The sequence below is a fragment of the Parvibacter caecicola genome (assembly GCF_003725335.1).
Classification (GTDB): Bacteria; Actinomycetota; Coriobacteriia; order Coriobacteriales; family Eggerthellaceae; genus Parvibacter; species Parvibacter caecicola.
Genome location: NZ_QIBY01000001.1, coordinates 1 through 15977, shown reverse-complemented (window position 1 = coordinate 15977; position 15977 = coordinate 1). Strand labels below are relative to the sequence as shown.

At 64.1% G+C, this 15977-nt stretch carries 15 protein-coding genes; 2 read left to right on the top strand and 13 right to left on the bottom strand.

Features of this window, described 5'->3' with window-relative positions; translation table 11 throughout:
• Positions 1 to 50: 50 nt before the first annotated feature.
• Complete coding sequence (locus tag DMP11_RS00075) at positions 51 to 1094, top strand: threonine aldolase family protein (RefSeq protein WP_123184809.1); 1044 nt, start codon at positions 51 to 53, stop codon at positions 1092 to 1094.
• Positions 1095 to 1316: 222 nt separating this feature from the next.
• Positions 1317 to 2633, top strand: coding sequence for an MFS transporter (locus DMP11_RS00070; RefSeq protein WP_123184459.1), 1317 nt, complete (start codon positions 1317 to 1319; stop codon positions 2631 to 2633).
• A gap of 6 nt (positions 2634 to 2639) precedes the next feature.
• On the opposite strand, the gene DMP11_RS00065 is transcribed toward DMP11_RS00070, so the two are convergent.
• The 13 genes from DMP11_RS00065 to DMP11_RS00005 form a co-directional block, all read right to left on the bottom strand.
• Positions 2640 to 3701: a nucleoid-associated protein gene (locus tag DMP11_RS00065; protein WP_123184458.1), complete on the bottom strand. Its 1062-nt coding sequence runs from the start codon at positions 3699 to 3701 to the stop codon at positions 2640 to 2642.
• A gap of 133 nt (positions 3702 to 3834) precedes the next feature.
• A complete protein-coding gene (locus DMP11_RS00060) occupies positions 3835 to 4644 on the bottom strand; it encodes a SulP family inorganic anion transporter (RefSeq protein ID WP_235869363.1) in 810 nt (269 codons plus the stop codon).
• 265 nt (positions 4645 to 4909) lie between these two features.
• Positions 4910 to 5824, bottom strand: coding sequence for an EamA family transporter (locus tag DMP11_RS00055; protein WP_235869340.1), 915 nt, complete (start codon positions 5822 to 5824; stop codon positions 4910 to 4912).
• Positions 5825 to 6102: 278 nt separating this feature from the next.
• Entirely contained in the window at positions 6103 to 7776 is a 1674-nt protein-coding gene (locus tag DMP11_RS00050) for an AMP-binding protein (protein ID WP_123184456.1), read from the bottom strand.
• Positions 7777 to 7902: 126 nt separating this feature from the next.
• Entirely contained in the window at positions 7903 to 8454 is a 552-nt protein-coding gene (locus tag DMP11_RS00045; protein ID WP_123184455.1) for a helix-turn-helix domain-containing protein, read from the bottom strand.
• 1 nt (position 8455) lies between these two features.
• A complete protein-coding gene (locus DMP11_RS00040; RefSeq protein ID WP_123184454.1) occupies positions 8456 to 8992 on the bottom strand; it encodes a 2-oxoacid:ferredoxin oxidoreductase subunit gamma family protein in 537 nt (178 codons plus the stop codon).
• A gap of 1 nt (position 8993) precedes the next feature.
• On the bottom strand, positions 8994 to 9824 hold the full coding sequence (locus DMP11_RS00035) for a thiamine pyrophosphate-dependent enzyme (protein ID WP_123184453.1): 831 nt from the start codon (positions 9822 to 9824) through the stop codon (positions 8994 to 8996).
• A gap of 2 nt (positions 9825 to 9826) precedes the next feature.
• Entirely contained in the window at positions 9827 to 10903 is a 1077-nt protein-coding gene (locus DMP11_RS00030) for a 3-methyl-2-oxobutanoate dehydrogenase subunit VorB (RefSeq protein ID WP_123184452.1), read from the bottom strand.
• A 4-nt stretch (positions 10904 to 10907) separates the two neighbouring features.
• On the bottom strand, positions 10908 to 11114 hold the full coding sequence (locus DMP11_RS00025) for a 4Fe-4S binding protein (protein ID WP_123184451.1): 207 nt from the start codon (positions 11112 to 11114) through the stop codon (positions 10908 to 10910).
• Positions 11115 to 11157: 43 nt separating this feature from the next.
• A complete protein-coding gene (locus tag DMP11_RS00020) occupies positions 11158 to 11880 on the bottom strand; it encodes a nucleotide-binding protein (protein WP_123184450.1) in 723 nt (240 codons plus the stop codon).
• Positions 11873 to 13627, bottom strand: a complete 1755-nt coding sequence (locus tag DMP11_RS00015; protein WP_123184449.1) for an AMP-binding protein — start codon at positions 13625 to 13627, stop codon at positions 11873 to 11875. Before DMP11_RS00015 ends, DMP11_RS00020 begins: the two co-directional genes overlap by 8 nt.
• A 108-nt stretch (positions 13628 to 13735) precedes the next feature.
• Entirely contained in the window at positions 13736 to 14320 is a 585-nt protein-coding gene (locus DMP11_RS00010; protein ID WP_123184448.1) for a helix-turn-helix domain-containing protein, read from the bottom strand.
• A 132-nt stretch (positions 14321 to 14452) separates the two neighbouring features.
• Positions 14453 to 15977 (bottom strand): transcription antitermination factor NusB (locus tag DMP11_RS00005; protein ID WP_123184447.1); only part of this gene is annotated, 1525 nt, incomplete at its 5' end.

Sequence of the window (15977 nt, the reverse complement as noted above, 5' to 3'; positions counted from 1 at the left end):
GCAAAAACTGCCGAGAAAAGGCGAACGAAGCGGATGAGAAAGGCGGAGCAGTGATTCGGTTCAACAACGACTACAACCAGGGGGCGCATCCGGCGGTGCTGGAAGCCATCGCGCAATCGAACAGCGAGAGCTTCCCCGGCTACGGAACCGACGATGCCTGCCGGGAAGCCGCAGGTCTCATTCGCGAACTGACGAGCGCCCCCGATGCCGCCGTGCACTTCCTGGTGGGCGGCACGCAAACCAACTGCACCCTCATCGGCCACGGACTGCGGCCGTGGGAAAGCGCCGTCAGCGCCACCTGCGCCCACATCAACGTTCACGAAACCGGCGCGGTGGAACGCACCGGCCATAAGATAGAAACCACTTGCGACGTGCAGGGCAAGCTGACTGCCGACACCCTGCGGGAAATCGCCGAGGCTTACCGCGACAGCGGCGTGCAGGAGCACATCACCAAACCGCGGCTGGCCTTCATCTCCTCCCCCAGCGAATACGGCACTATTTACCGCAGATCCGAGCTGGAAGAGCTGCGGGCCGTCTGTGACCAGTTCGGGATGTACCTGGTGGCGGACGGCGCCCGCATGGCCTACGGGCTGGGGGCGGGCACGGCGGACGTGACGCTTGCCGATTTCGCCGAACTCACCGACGCCTTTTGGATCGGCGGCACCAAGTGCGGCGCGCTGTTCGGGGAGGCGCTTGTGGTGTCGAACCCCGCCCTCGACGAGGGCTTTCGCGCCAGCATCAAGCAGAACGGGGCGCTTTTGGCGAAGGGATGGCTTCTGGGGGTGCAGTTCAAGGCACTACTGGAAAACGGCCTGTACTTCGCCCTGGGGCGCAAAGCCGATGAGCAGGCGATGCGCATCAAGGGGGCCTTCGCGGCTGTGGGCATCCCCCTCTTGGTGGACAGCCCCACCAACCAGCAGTTCGCCGTGCTGACCGAGGGCGAGGCTGCGGCCCTCGGGGAGCGGTTCCTGTTCGAGCCTGAAGGCACCACCGCGCAAGGGGGACGCATCGCCCGCTTCTGCACCAGCTGGAGCACCACCGACGGCGAAGTGGACGCCCTGGTGACGGCCGTCGCAAAGCTTGGGCGCCGCTAGCGTTCGAGGAAGCACCCATCGCGAAGGGTCGTCACTGCGCCGCATCATACCCGCCACCCGCAAAGCAACCGACGCGCTGCAGACGCGCGCCTTCGCAACCAACAGGCGCGGGGATTCTTTCAGTTGCAATCGCATTTGCCACGGCAGTGCGCTTTTGCAACTGGGCATGCAACCAGATAATATACGGCGAATCTGCCAGCGCACCTGTACTACGGAGAACCCATGCCCGATGCAAATCACAATGCCTCGCCCGACAGCACCTGCCACGCCGCGTCTAGCACTCCACATTCAGCCCCCGCGGCTGAGAGGCTGAGCGCCGCCGGATTGCCACTGCAAAAACGATGGCTCTCCATCATCGCAGTGATATGGGCCGGACAAGCAGTCTCCATGATTACCAGCTACGCCGCCGGCTACGCGGTGGTGTGGTACGTCACCGAGACCACCGAAAGCGCCCTCATGCTGTCAATCATGACCGCCTGCGTGATGCTGCCCATCGGGCTCATCTCCCCCTTCGGCGGTCTAGTGGCCGACAGGCACAACCGGAAGCTGATCATGATTGTCGCCGATGGCGCCGTAGGGCTGGTTTCGCTTGCCGCCGCCCTTCTCATTATGGCCGGCGAAGTGTCGTTGCCGCTGTTGCTGTCGATTTGCCTCGCCCGGGCCGTAGGCCAGGCGTTTCACGGCCCCGCCATGATGGCCACCATGCCCATGCTGGTGCCTGACGAGCACTTGCTGCGTATCAACACTCTTGACCAGCTGCTGAACTCGGTGGCCAGCATCGGCGCCCCCGCTTTCGGCATTCTCCTCTACACTACGCTGGGCTTCCCCTCCGTCATGCTGCTGGACTTCGCCGGCGCCTGCGCGGCCATACTGGGGCTCGCGCTGGCGAAGGTGCCCACCGTGGTGGATCCCGCCGTCGAAGGACAGCGTGCATTGGCAAACCTGCTCGACGGCTGGCGGGAAATCGGCAAAACCCGCGGACTAGGGCTGCTGATGGCAGTGGTAACTCTGGCGATGGTAATCTTCGGCCCCCTGTCGGCGGTGTTCCCCCTCATCACCTACAGCCACTTCGGCGGCGACGGCTACATGGCCTCCATCGCAGAAGCCGCCTTCGGCATTGGGATGGTGGTGGGGTCTGCGGCGCTCATGGCCTGGGGCGGCGGAAAGCGACTGGCGGCCCTGATAGCGGTGGCTTGTGTGGTCACCGGCGCCGTTACGGCGATCATAGGCCTTCTGCCTCCAAGCGCATTTCCGGTGTTCGTGGGGCTGGTGGCAACGATGGCGGTGGCCTGCGCCTGGTACAACGGTCCCATCATGACCCTCATCCAGCGCCATGTGCCGGATGAGAAAATGGGGCGGGCCATGGGGCTGCTCACGGCCATGATGGGCATCGCAACGCCGGTGGGCGTGGTGCTGGGCGGCATTTTGGCGGAGGCAGTGGGCATCGCCCCCTTCTTCGTGATGGACGGCCTCGCGTGCCTGGCCCTGGGCCTGGTGGCCTATCTGCCGCCCTCCATTCGCAAACTCGACCGCCCCTAGGCGCCGCTAACGGTTCTCGATGGAGCCGATGTTCTTGAGGGCGATCTCGATGCGGCCGTCGGGGGTGCTGAAGAACTCGATGAACTCCGGGTTTTCGCCGTATTCCACAGGGAAGGTGAGCTCGATGCCGGTGTCGGTGCGAATCTTGTGGCTCTTGGCCACCCGCTTCGCCACCGCTTTTTCCACCACCACTTGCTCGGGGATAGTCCCCTCGTTCACGGCGCGGGCGAAATGCTCCTGGCACACCGGCTCGTCGGCGAACACCTCGCGCCCCAGCTCGGCGGCGTCGATGCGCTCCTCTTCCCCGGCCCGCTCCGCCACGTAGGACTTCGCCTTCGCCACGGCAACGGCGCTGTTGGCGCCGTACTCTTCGGCCACCTCCTCCACCACGGTGGCCACCGCCTCGAAAACTTCCTTGCTGGAGGCCTCGATGGAGCATTGCAGCAGCCCTTCGGGGATGATCAGCCGCTTCTCGCCGGCGATCTCCCGCTCTTTGTCACAGAAGCGCACCGCCAGGGTGTCGGCCTCTATCAGGGCGAACGAAGCCACTTTCTGGGAAGGGTTGGGCAAGATGGCGTGATGGCGGCTCACAGTGGTGGCGGTGTCGCCGAAATCGGTGGCGCCCACTTCGTGCATGTAGACCGGCCGGCTCTCCAGCAGCAAAACGGCCAGGTAACGCTGGCCTTGGGCCTCAAACGCCGCCTCTGCCTCCTCGTCGGTCATCGGCCGCACCGCCTGCTCCACGTCCCCTTCGAAGTCCACCACCAGCAAATCGCAGGAAGGGGTTTTTTCCATGCGGGACAGCTCTCCCAGCAAAAACTCGCCGATCTGCTGGGACAGGCCCACGAAATCGCGCTCGCCCCGAAAGTAGGCCCGCAGCTCTTGGGCGAACAGGCTGTTTTCGGCGAAGGTGCCCCGATGGCTCTCCAAATTAGATACGGCCTTACGGGCCTGCGATGTGACGTAGCGCTTCGCCGTTTTGTCGCCCAAATCCATTTCCACCTGGGCAAACACGTTCACACACGACACAAAGTCGAACACGTGCAGAATCGCATTGTTGATGCGCATGGGAATACCTTTCCGTAAAGCCTGGCCGAAAGACACGGCGAATCATTATAGCCAATGGCCGTCCGCTTCCGCGAAGACCCACGTCCCGGCAATCGGCCGAACCGCCGAATCTCCGCAACCGCCGCGTGCATCCTTAAGCCTCGCGCCCCGCTTCCTCTTCCCCCAGAAGCTGACGGGCATGGGCAATGGCGTCGTCGATGCTGGCGCAAAAATGCTCCTCCCCCACCAAATCCACGAAGCCGGCGTGGCGCATGGTTTTCATCGGCTGCTCGTTCACGTGGGAGAAGATGAGGTTAACCCCGTTGCTGCGACAATAGGAATACAGGTTTTCCAGCGCATTCATGCCAGTGGAATCCAGCGACGGCACGCCCCGCATGCGGATGATGAGGTACTTCGTGAAGGATTTCACGGAAATGTCGGTGATGCGGTCGGTCATGCCAAAGAACATGGGGCCGTTTATCTCGTACACCCGCACGCTCTTGGGCAGCTCGCGCAAGTGGGTGACTTCGGAGTTCTGGTCGCAGTAGTACTGCCAGCCGCTCACCTCGGTCTCCTCGCTGAGCATCTTCAGGAACAGCACGATGGTGATGGTCATGCCCACGGCGATGGCCGCCACCAAACCCACCGCCACCGTGAGGCCAAAGGTGATGAGCAGCGTGGCCACCGCTCCTTTCGAGGCGGTTTTGCACAGGTGGCCGAAGTTGCGCCAGCCGGACATGTTGTAGGCCACCTGCACCAGAATGGCGGCGATGGTGGGCATGGGGATGAGGGCCGCATAGGGCATGAGAAAGGCCAGCACCAGCAGAAGCACCAGCGAATGGGTGATGCCGGCAATGGGGGTGCGGCCGCCGTTTTTCACATTGGCGGCCGTGCGGGCGATGGCCCCGGTGGCGGGAATGCCGCCGAACAGCACCGACGCGATGTTGCCGGTGCCCTGGGCCACCAGCTCCAAACAGTAACGGTTTTATCTTGTCGCGCTGCATGCTTCTCCCTGCGCAGTTGAATCTCCTCGTCGCCTTTTGCTGCCACGCCCCGGCAGCGCACCTTGCCCCAGGCAGCAACGTGCCAGGGCCGAAGGGCCGCGCAATTCGAAAAACGATGAGACGGGGGCGCGAAAGACGAAGATGGATTATAGGGCAGCCACTGCGCCCACCAGCGAAAAAGCCCCTGGCAGTCGGCGAGCTGCGAACCGCGCGCCCGCTGGACCGCTAAACGGTCATGCAGGCCAACATGGCCAGCATCAGCGCCAGGCCGCCCCAATCCCAGCCGGTGAACGCGGTGCCCAGCCACAGGGCCGCGATGGCGCTGGCGCTCACCGGCTCGGCCGCGCCTAGAAGGCTGCCAGCCACCGAGCCCGCTTTCGCGATGCCAGTGAGGTACAGGGCGAAAGCGGCGAAAGTGCCCAGCAGCGTCACGCCCGCCACCAGCACCAGCCACGCCCGCCCGTCGAACGCGGCAACGCAACCGAAGACCGATGGGTCGGCCGCCGCCTGCACCGCCATGGCCCCGTTGGCGGGAAGGGCCGCCAGCAGCATGGCGATGCCCACCGAGAACAAGCTGCCGTAGCGCTGGAACAGCCCCACCTGTCGGGGCACCACGATGTACACCGCCACCGCCAGCGCGTTGGCCAACCCCCACCCAAGCCCCGCAGGCGAGATGGCCAGGCTTGAAAAGCTGCCCTGGGTGGCAATGAGCACGGTGGCGGCCAGGGCCAAAGCCAAGCCCGCCCCTTCCCGCAGCGTGGGGGCCTTGCAGGTGGCGGCGCACACGAACGCCAGCACGAACACGGAATTCAACATCTGCAGAACGCAAGCGGTGCCGGCATCGGTGGCGGCCACCGAGAACGCAAAGAAGAACTGGCTGCCGAAAAGCCCCAGCCCGAAGAGGGCGAACCACCCCATATCGCGGGGCGCAGCGAGCAGCTGCTTCAGTTTATGGCGAGAGCGCACTAAGATGAGCGCCAGGAACAGCAGCCCCGTGGCCAGGGTGCGAAAACCGGTGACGAAGGCAGGGATTGCGCCGTAATCGGTGAAGAGCATCTGGGCGCACGCCCCCGAAAGCCCCCACAAGGCAGCCCCGGAAAGTGAGAGCAAGCACCCCCGCAAAAACCGCCCGCGCTCCACCGTTCCCCTTCCAAAACCAGAAGGCAGAGATAGAATCTCTGCCCTACGAAAAGCCAACCAAAAGCCCCCATCGCAGATCCACGCCAGCAATCGAGAGCCCCCACAAAACACCCCTGCCCACGCCAGCAGCTGAGGGTTTCTGCGGTGCCCGCAATTGGCGCGAAGCGCGGCCGAGCGGCCTTGGGGCCGTGAGGGAAAGCGCTGAACGACAAGGGCGGGTGCCGCAGAAATCCTCAGCGGACGAGGGGTTCCGGCGTTCGCAGAACGCCGGAACCAACCTAGTCTACCGCGCCGTCCTGCGTGCGAATGAGCTTGCGCTTGATCTTGCCGCCGATGGTCTTCGGCAGCTCCTCCACGTACTCCACGATGCGGGGGTACTTGTAGGGGGCGGTGGTCTTCTTCACGTGATTCTGCAGCTCGCGGGTAAGATCACCGGAGGGCTCGTAGCCGCGCGCCAGCACGATGGTGGCCTTCACCACGTTGCCGCGCACCGGGTCGGGGGCGGCGGTGACGGCGCACTCCACTACGGCCGGATGCTCCACCAGGGCGCTTTCCACCTCGAAGGGGCCGATGCGGTAGCCAGAGCACTTGATCACGTCATCGTTGCGCCCTACGAAGAAGCAGTAACCGTCGGAATCGCGCCAGGCCATGTCGTGGAGGTTATAGTATTCGCCCCCCACGCTCTCACGGGTCTTCTCCTCATCGTGGAAATACCCCACGAACAGCCCCGGCGGATAGGCCTCCTTCAGGCCGGTCACGCAGATGGCCCCCTCTTCGCCGTCTTCCACCTCAATGCCCTCGTCGTCCAAAAGCTTGATGTTGAGCAGCGGCGACGGCTTGCCCATCGAACCGGGGCGCGGCTCCACCCACGGGAAGGTGGCCAGCAGCACCGGCCCCTCCGTTTGGCCGAAGCCTTCGCGAATCTTCTTGCCGGTCAGCTTCTCCCATTGGATGGTCACCTCGGCGTTCAGCGGCTCGCCGGCGGTGGCGAAGTTCTCCACGCAGGAAAGGTCGTAGGAGGCCACGTCCTCCTGCAGCATGAAACGGTACATAGTGGGCGGGGCGCAGAAGGTGGTCAGGCGGTAATCCTGGATCTTCTGCAGCAGCTTGGTGGGCACGAACTTGTCCATGTCGTAGGCGAAAATGGTGGCGCCGGCAATCCACTGGCCGTAAATCTTGCCCCAGCCGAATTTCGCCCAACCGGAATCGGTCACCGACATGTGCAGCTGGTTCTCCTTCACCTGCTGCCAGTACTTGGCAGTGATGATGTGCCCCAGCGGATGGGCGAAGTTGTGGCACACCGCTTTGGGGTTGCCGGTGGTGCCGGAGGTGAAGTAGATGAGCATGATGTCCTTGGAGGTGACGCCCGCCTCTCCGGTAGGGCGCTGCCATTGGTCGCTCTCCCCCTCGATCAGCTCGCCGAAGGTCAGCCACCCCTCCCGCCGGCCGTCCACGATCACCAGGTTCTGCACCGTGGGGGAATCCGGCAGCGCCTGCTCGGCCTGGGTGCACACGTAGTCGTCGTTCACGCACACCAGCATCTTCACGTCGGCGCTGTTGGCGCGGTAGGCGATGTCCTTTTTAGTGAGCTGCAACGATGCCGGGATGATAGTGGCCCCCAGCTTGCACAGGGCCGCCGCCACTACCCAGTACTCCCACCGGCGCCGCAGGATGCACATCACCACGTCGCCTTTGCCGATGCCCAGCTTCGAGAACGCGTTGGCGGTTTGGTTCGACAGGCGCGAGAGGTCGGTGAAGGTGAAGGTGCGCTCTTCCCCGGCGTCGTTGCACCACAGAAGCGCTCGCTTCTCCGGCTCTACCCGGGCCCATTCGTCCACCACATCGTAGCCGAAGTTGAACGCCTCCGGCACCTCGATGCGGAAATTGTCCCGGAAATCCTCGTAAGAATCGAACTCGATGCGAGGGCAGTATTTCTTAAGAATGTGATCCATTTTCTACGTTACTTCCTAAACCTTTGAAATCTTAGCGCCCATCAGGCCCGGCCAAGCGAGCGAGAAGGCGCCCGGCGCCTTCGCAGCGCCGGGCTGTTCCGCTGTTCGCTAGAACAGCGGAACAGATCACTCTGCGATTATGGTGATGAACTTGCAGGGGGCATCGCCATGGCAGCGCTGCCCATGGGGGTACTGGGGGTTGAAGTAAATGCTGTCCCATTGGTTCAGCACTATCTCCTGCGTGCCGAAGGTGAGGGTGAGCGACCCTTCCAGCACGAAGTTGAACTCCTGCCCCTCGTGGGTGACCAGCTTCGCGGGCTCATCCGACGGGTCAAGCACCACCAAAAGCGGCTGCATGATCTTGTTCTGGTAACGCCAGGCCAAATCATCGTAGGAATACCCGGGGTAACGGTCCACCTCTTTGCCCTGGCCCCGGCGCACCACATGGTAGGTGTCCAGCTTGGCGGCGGTGCCGGTGAGAATCTCGTTGAAGTCCACGCCGAATTTGTGGGCCATGTGGAAGATGGCGGAGATGGGCACATCGGCCCCCGTCTGCTCCCAGGTGCGGTAGGTTTCCAGGCTCACTTTCAGCTCGTCGGCCATCTCCTGTTCGGTAACGTCGCAAGCGTCCCGCAACCCCTGGATGCGCAGGCCTATCTCGCGCAGATCGCTGTCCATGCTATGCCTCCATTCCCAGTTTGATGGCCTTGATGTTGTTGTCCAGCAGGTGAGCCTTGCTTGCGGGGATGCAGTGGCGCAGCCCCTCCATGAGGGTGTCCCAATCGCAGAACTTGGTCACCTCGAACAGCTTGCCCAGAAGCACCATGTTGCCGCCTTTGCCCAGGCCGTTTTCCTCGGCGATCTTGGTAGCGGGAACCCCGAAGCACTCCACATCGTCGCGCAAGCGCAGATCGGCGATCATGGAGGTGTCGGCGATAATCACGCCTCCCGGCTGCACCTCGTCCACGAACTTGTCGTAAGAGGGCTGGTTCAGCGCCACTAGCACGTTGGGGGCGGTGATGAGCGGGCTTCCGATGGGAGCGTCGGAGAGCGTCACCGAGCAGTTGGCGGTGCCGCCGCGCATCTCGGGGCCGTAGGAGGGCAGCCACGACACCTCGCGGCCGTCCATCAATCCGGCATAGGCGATGCACTTGCCGGCGAACAGGACGCCCTGGCCGCCGAAGCCCGCCAGGAGTATTTGCAGTTCGCGCTCCATGTTACTCCCGTCCTTTCTGGGCGATGGGGCAGCCTTCCGCCCGGGCCGCCGCCGCTTCGGCCACATTGGCAAAGCCCTCCGCCTCCACGTCTTTGTAAACGCCCAGCGGGTAGTAGGGCAGCATGTTCTCGCGCATCCACTCGAAGGATTCCTGCGGCGTCATGCCCCAGTTGGTGGGGCAGGTGGACACCACTTCCACCAGCGAATAGCCCTTCTTGTCTATCTGGTTTTGGAAAGCCCGCTTGATGGCCTTCTTGGCCTTGCGGATGTTCTTGGGACTGTCCACCGTCACCCGTTCAAGGTAGGCCACGCCATCCAGGGAGCTGAGCAGCTCGCACACGCGGATGGGGTAGCCGGCCGTGGCCACATCGCGCCCGTAGGGAGAGGTTTGGGTAACCTGGTTGGGCAGGGAGGTGGGGGCCATCTGGCCGCCGGTCATGCCGTAGATGGCGTTGTTGATGAAGATGATGGTGAGGTTCTCACCGCGAGTGGCGGCGTGCACCGTTTCCGCCATGCCGATGGAGGCCAAATCGCCGTCGCCCTGGTAGGCGAACACCACATGATCGGGATGCACCCGCTTAACCGCAGTGGCCACCGCCGGCGCCCGGCCGTGGGCCGCCTCGATCATGTCGCAGCCGAAGAAGTCGTAGGAGGTAACCGAACAGCCCACTGGGGCAACCCCCACGGTGCGCCCTTCCACTTCCAGCTCGTCCAGGCTCTCCGCCACCAGCCGGTGCACGATGCCGTGGGTGCAGCCGGGGCAGTAGTTGGTCACCACGGGCAGCAGCGCATGGGGGCGCTCGAACACCACTTTCGTTTCCTTATCGCTCATGGCTACTCCCCTTCCGCCGCAAGGCGCTCGTGAATCTGGCGAATCTGGCCCAGCACTTCGGCCGGCGTGGGGATGATGCCGCCGCAACGGCCGAAGAATCCAACGGGGCGGCGCCCCTCCACGCACAGCCGCACGTCTTCCACCATCTGCCCCATGTTCATCTCCACCACCAGGTACTCCTTGGCGCTGTCGATGGTGGCCTCCATGGCCTCAGCCGGGAACGGCCACAAGGTGATGGGGCGCAAAAGCCCCGCCTTGATGCCCTCGGCGCGGGCGGCGTTCACAGCGGAACGGGCCACGCGGGCGCTGGCGCCGAAGGCCACCAGCACGATGTCGGCGTCTTCGGTGAGATAGGCCTCGGCCCGCTGTTCGGTGGCCTTTATCTGGTCGTAGCGCTGGTAGCGCTCCACGTTCAGCTGCTCCAGAGCCTCGGCGGTGAGGTACAGCGAGTTCACCACGTTGTGGGCCCGCTTGCCCTCGTGGCCCGTGCAGGCCCAGGGCTTTGCGGGCAAATCCTCCGGATTCTTGGGCTCGGGCAGCACCACCGGCTCCATCATCTGGCCCAACATGCCGTCGGCCAGAATCATCACCGGCGTGCGGTACTTATCGGCCACGTCGAAGGCCTCGTACACGATATCGGACATCTCTTGCACGGTGGAAGGCGCGTACACCACCACCTGGAAATCGCCGTGGCCGGTGGCCTTGGTGGCCTGGAAGTAGTCGGACTGGGAAGGTTGGATGCCGCCCAGCCCCGGGCCCCCTCGCTGCACGTTGATGATGACGCCGGGCAAATCGGCGCCGGCCATGTAGGAAATGCCCTCCCCTTTAAGCGAAATCCCCGGCGAAGAGGAGGAGGTCATCACGCGGGCCCCAGCGGCGCTGGCGCCGTACACCATGTTAATGGCGGCCACCTCGCTTTCCGCCTGCAGGTAGGTGCCCCCCACCTTGGGCATCTTCTTGGACATATAGGCGGCCAGCTCGGTTTGGGGGGTGATGGGGTACCCGAAGAAGAACCGGCAGCCGGCGCGCATGGCGCTTTCCGCCAGGGCCTCGTTGCCCTTCATCAAAACTTTTTCCATTGCCCTACCTTTCCACGGTTATGGCGCAATCGGGGCACATGAGGGCGCAGCTGCAGCAGCCGGTGCACTTCTCCTCATCGGTGCAGATGGCCGGATGGTAACCTTTGGGGGTGATGCGGTGAGGGTCCAGCATCAAGATGCGCGTAGGGCACACGTCGGTGCACAGCCCGCATCCTTTGCAAAAGCCCTCGTCAATGACGACTCGTGCCATAAAGCAAGATTCCTCTCTCTTTCCAGTTTTCCCGAAAGCCCCGCTACTCCCACGGGGCGCGAACAGTCACGGTCAAAGGAAAGGGCTGCGCCTCTCCCGCAACGGGGAGCATTTCCAGCCCCGGCGGCACCGTGTAGGCCAAAAGCGGAAGGCCCCCTTCCCGGGCCACCGCCGCCGCCATATCCAATCCCTGTTTTACCACATCTTCATCGGTGGCTTCCTTCAGATGGGCGTTCGATACAACGGCAGTGGCGGAAAGGCGCGCCTTGGCCTCTATCTCCCGCAGAATGCCCACCGCCTCCGGCGCCGAAGACGTGAGAAGGCGGCGGCTGTTCACCACGTAGAGCATCTGGTAGGGCGCTGCGGCTATGAGCGGGGCGAAGCGGCCCAGCGCCGTGGCCCCTGCGTCGTCGCCGCCGGCGTCGATGATGAGGCGCACCCGGTCGGGCGCCGCCTGGGCCGCCTGGATGGCGGGCACCACCGCGCCGTTCAGGGAGGGCACGTCCAAGTTGCTCCCCCGCTCCGAGAACACCGGCGCCACCACTTCCACGCCGGCCTCTTCCAGAAAGGCGCGGTACTCGGTGGCGCGGAAATAAGGGTTCACCACATCCAAATCGGCCAGCACGGTGCGAAACCCCGCGCGGGCAGCCTGCAGCGCCAGGTTCAGGCAGAAGCTGGTCTTCCCCACGCCGTAATGGCCGGCCACCACCGTGACCGGCGCCGGCAGAAGGGCCGCCAGGGCCCCCGGAGCCGAAGGGCTAGCCATTGTCCGCCTCTCGGATGGCCACGCGGCGAATCTTCCCGTTCACGGTGCGGGGCAGCTCGTCCACGTACTCCACGATGCGCGGGTACTTGTAGGGGGCCGTCTTGTTCTTCACCCATTTCTGCAGTTCGCGGGTAAGGGCTTCGTCCCCTTTCCAACCTTCCGCCAGCACCACCGTGGCTTTCACCACCATGTTGCGCACCGGGTCGGGCACGCCGGTCACGGCCACTTCCCGTACGGCGTCATGCTCCAGCATCACCGATTCGATCTCGAAGGGGCCGATGCGGTAGCCGCTGGACTTTATCACGTCGTCGTTGCGGCCCACGTACCAGAAATAGCCGTCCTCGTCGCACCAAGCGGTGTCGCCGGTGTGGTACCAGCCATCGTGCATGGCGGCGGCGGTTTTCCCGGCGTCGCGGTAGTACTCTTTCATGATGCCGGCCGGATGGGGGTTTATGCAGATGCAGATTTCACCGGTTTCGCCCGGATCGCAGCGGCTGCCGTCCTCCCGCTGAATTTCCACCTTGTACAGCGGCACCGGACGGCCCATCGAGCCAGAACGCGGAGTGGTGTTGGTAAGGTTGCCGATGGTGAGCGGCGTTTCCGTTTGGCCGAAGCCCTCGAAGATGGTGAGCCCCGTGTGCTCTTTCCAGAAGTCGAACAGATCCGGGTTCAGCGCCTCGCCGGCAGTGGTGCAGTATTCCAGCGACGACAAATCGAAGGAATCCACGTCCTCTTGCATCATCAGCCGGTACATGGTGGGCGGGCAGCACAGGGTGGTGATGGAGTGTTCCTTCACCAGGTCCAAGATGTCGGCGGGCACGAAGCGGTCGAAGTCGTAGGTGAACACGCAGGCTTCCATCAGCCACTGGCCGTAGAACTTGCCCCACACCGCTTTGCCCCAGCCGGTGTCGGCGATGGTGAAGTGAATGCCCTCGGGGTTCACGTTGTGCCAGTGCTTGGCGGTTATCAGGTGCCCCAGGGCGTAGGTGCCGTCGTGCAGCACCATCTTGGGGTTGCCCGACGTGCCCGAAGAGAAGTACATCAGCATGGGGTCATACACGGAAGTGGCCACAGGGGCGAACTGCTCGGAGGCGGCCCGCACGCCGCCGTTGAAGTCCAGCCAGCCTTCCCGGGGCGCGCTCAGGGCGCACACCCCATCGGGGCCGGAAAGCTGCGGGCCGGCCATCTGGCCCTCTGGCGGCAGCAGCTGGCCCGCCTCGTCGCGCGGAGTGAGGCCACCGCCGGCGGCGTTCACCAGCACCAGCCGTTTCACGCTGGGGCACTCGTCCACCACGTTGTCGATCACCTGGGCGATGTCGCCGGCGTCGGTGGCAATCACCGTGGAAATGTCGGCCCCTTGCAGCCGGTAGACCAGATCGTGCTCCTTCAGCATGAAGGTGGCGGGCACCATCACCGCCCCCAGCTTCGCCAGGGCCGTGGCCACGAACCAGAACTGGTAGTGGCGCCGCAGGATGACCAGCACGAAATCGCCTTTCTTCACGCCGATTTCCGCCAGGTAGTTGGCGGTTTTGTCCGACCAGCGCTTCATGTCCGCGAAAGTGAAGGTGTGCTGCTCCCCTTCCGGGTTGCACCACACCATGGCGCGGCGCTCGGGGTCGTTCACGGCGATGTCGTCCACCACGTCGTAGGCGAAGTTGAAGCTCTCGGGCGCTTTGATGTCGAATTTGGTAAGCACCCCGTCTTCGGTATAGGCCTCGTCCACGTAGCGCTCGTTTATCTTTCTCATGGGTGTTTCGATTCCTTTATCAGTTGGGCTATAGGGCAATGGCCGCAACGAGGCGGCCGGGGAAGTTGACGCTTATAAGGCGCAGAGCCGGAAGTACCGCCAATGCGCCTAGCTAATTTTGGAATCGGGGGCCTTGATGACTATGGCCATGAAAACGCAGGGCTCGCCGCCGATAGCGATCATGCCGTGACCCTTGCCGGAGTCGTACATCAGCATGTCGCCGGCCTCCAGCTCTTCCACGTGGTCGCCGTAGGCAAAGCGCATGCGGCCGGAGATGATGTAGTCGATTTCCTGCCCCGCATGATGGGACAGGTGGATGGGCGCATCCTGCTCTTCGGGCAGGTAAGGGGCGGTGACCAGGAACGGTTCCGCCAGCTTGTTCTTGAAATGAGGGGCCTTGTGCAGATACTCGAAGCCGGCACGACGCTTGATGGACAGCCCTTCCCCGGCCCGCACCAGCGAATAGCCGGACAGGTGGGGGTTCTCGCCGGTGAGCAGCTCAATCACATCCACGCCGAAGGCCTCGGCGCATTTGTAGAGGAACGTGAAGGACAGGTCCTGTTCGCCGGATTCCTGAGCGGCGTACTCCGCCACCGAGCGGCCGGTGATGTCGGCCATCTCCTGCATGGACAAATCCAAATCTTCCCGCAGAACGCGAATGCGCCCCGCCACCTCTTTGATATTCGGCTCCATGAGCGGCGCCTCCTTCCCGTCAACTCGTCTCAGCTGGGTTGGTTATTTTACCTACCGAAAAGGAGGACTATATTTCAAAACAGTTAACGTTTCGGCGAGAAGTGGCGCACGCGGGGCTTTTGCAGGGAAACCTCAGGCGCGGCGCAGCTTCACGGCGAAGTGAGCGTCGGGGCCGCCGGGCACCAGCTCGCTGGCGAAACCGGCCTTCCCCTCCACTTCCTCGATGCGAAAGCCCCGCCCCGCCTCCGATTCCAGGAACCGGGCCACTTGGGCCACGTTCTCCTGCCGGGTTACCGTGCAGGTGGAAAACACCAAAAGGCCGCCCGGGGCCACCTTGGACGCGGCGCTCTGCAGCAGCTCGGAAGCCAGCTGGGCGTCTTCCTCGATGGTTTCCGGCTTGATGCGCCAGCGGATGTCCTGATGGCGCCGCAAGGTGCCCAGACCAGAACAAGGGGCGTCCAAGAACACCACGTCGAAGGTTTCATCCCCCAGAAGCTCCTCCAGATGACGGCCGTCCCCCACCACCATGTCGCTCACGGTGAATCCGCAGGTTTCCGCCCGTTCCTTCAAGATGCGCCCCTTGAAGGCGAAGCTGTCCACCGCCACGTAACGCTCAATCTGCTGACCGTACTTGCGCTTCGCGCCGCTTTGGATGAGGGTGGTTTTCGTGGCCCGGCCCGATCCCACCTCCAGCAAACTGGCGGGGCGCTGCTCAGGCAGGCACAAGGTTGCCACCGCCTGGGCAGAGGCGTCGGACACGATGATGTGGCCCAAGTTGAGGGCGCGGGACACGCGGCCGTCCTGCAGCACGCGGCCGGTTTCCAGCAGGTAGCAGCCGGGCGGGGTGATGCCGCCGGCCGATGCCTGCTGGGGGTTGCCCTTCGCGGCGGCAAGCAGCGCGAACATCTCCTCGTCGGTGGCCTTCAGGGCGTTCACCGCCACGTACACCGGCGCCGGTTCGTTGCTGGCCAGGGCGAACACGCGCCCTTCCTGCTCCCCGATGGACTGCTGCACTTCATCCAGCAGCCATTTCGGAAAGCCCTGGGAAAAGGCGAAGGCGCTGTCGTCGGTTTTCGGGTCGCCGAAGGGGAAGGCCTTAGCCACGGTGGCCAGGCGCCGCAGCACCGCATTGGCCAGGCCGCCGGCGCGCGGGGCCACATCCCGGGCCAGCTCCACCCCTTGGTCCACCGCCGCATGGTCGGCTTTGCCCAAGAAAAGTATCTCGTAGGCACTGATGCGCAGGGCGCTCATAACGTCCGGCTGGGCGTCGTCGGGGGTGCGCATGCAGCGGTAAAGCATCTCGTCCAACACCCCGCGGGTGGAAACCACTCCCAGCACCAGCCGGGTGGCGAAGGCCTTGTCCTCGGGGGTCAGCTGGCTGCGGTCCACCACCGTATCCACCACTTCCTGGGCGAAGGCATCGCGGGTGCGGATGCGCTCCAGCGCCTGCAGCGCCACGCGGCGGGCCGGCGTGGCGTGACGCACGGGGCGGGGCGGCGTTTTGCCGTCGCGCCGCGGAGGCCGGGCGGCCGGCGGCTTGCCGGTCATGCGCGGCTGATGGGGCCGCGCATTGGCGCCGCCGGGGCGAATGGGCTCTTCAGGGCCGCGGTAATAGCCCTCCTGCCCCTCCGCGATGGGGCGGGGGGGTTTCTTGGGC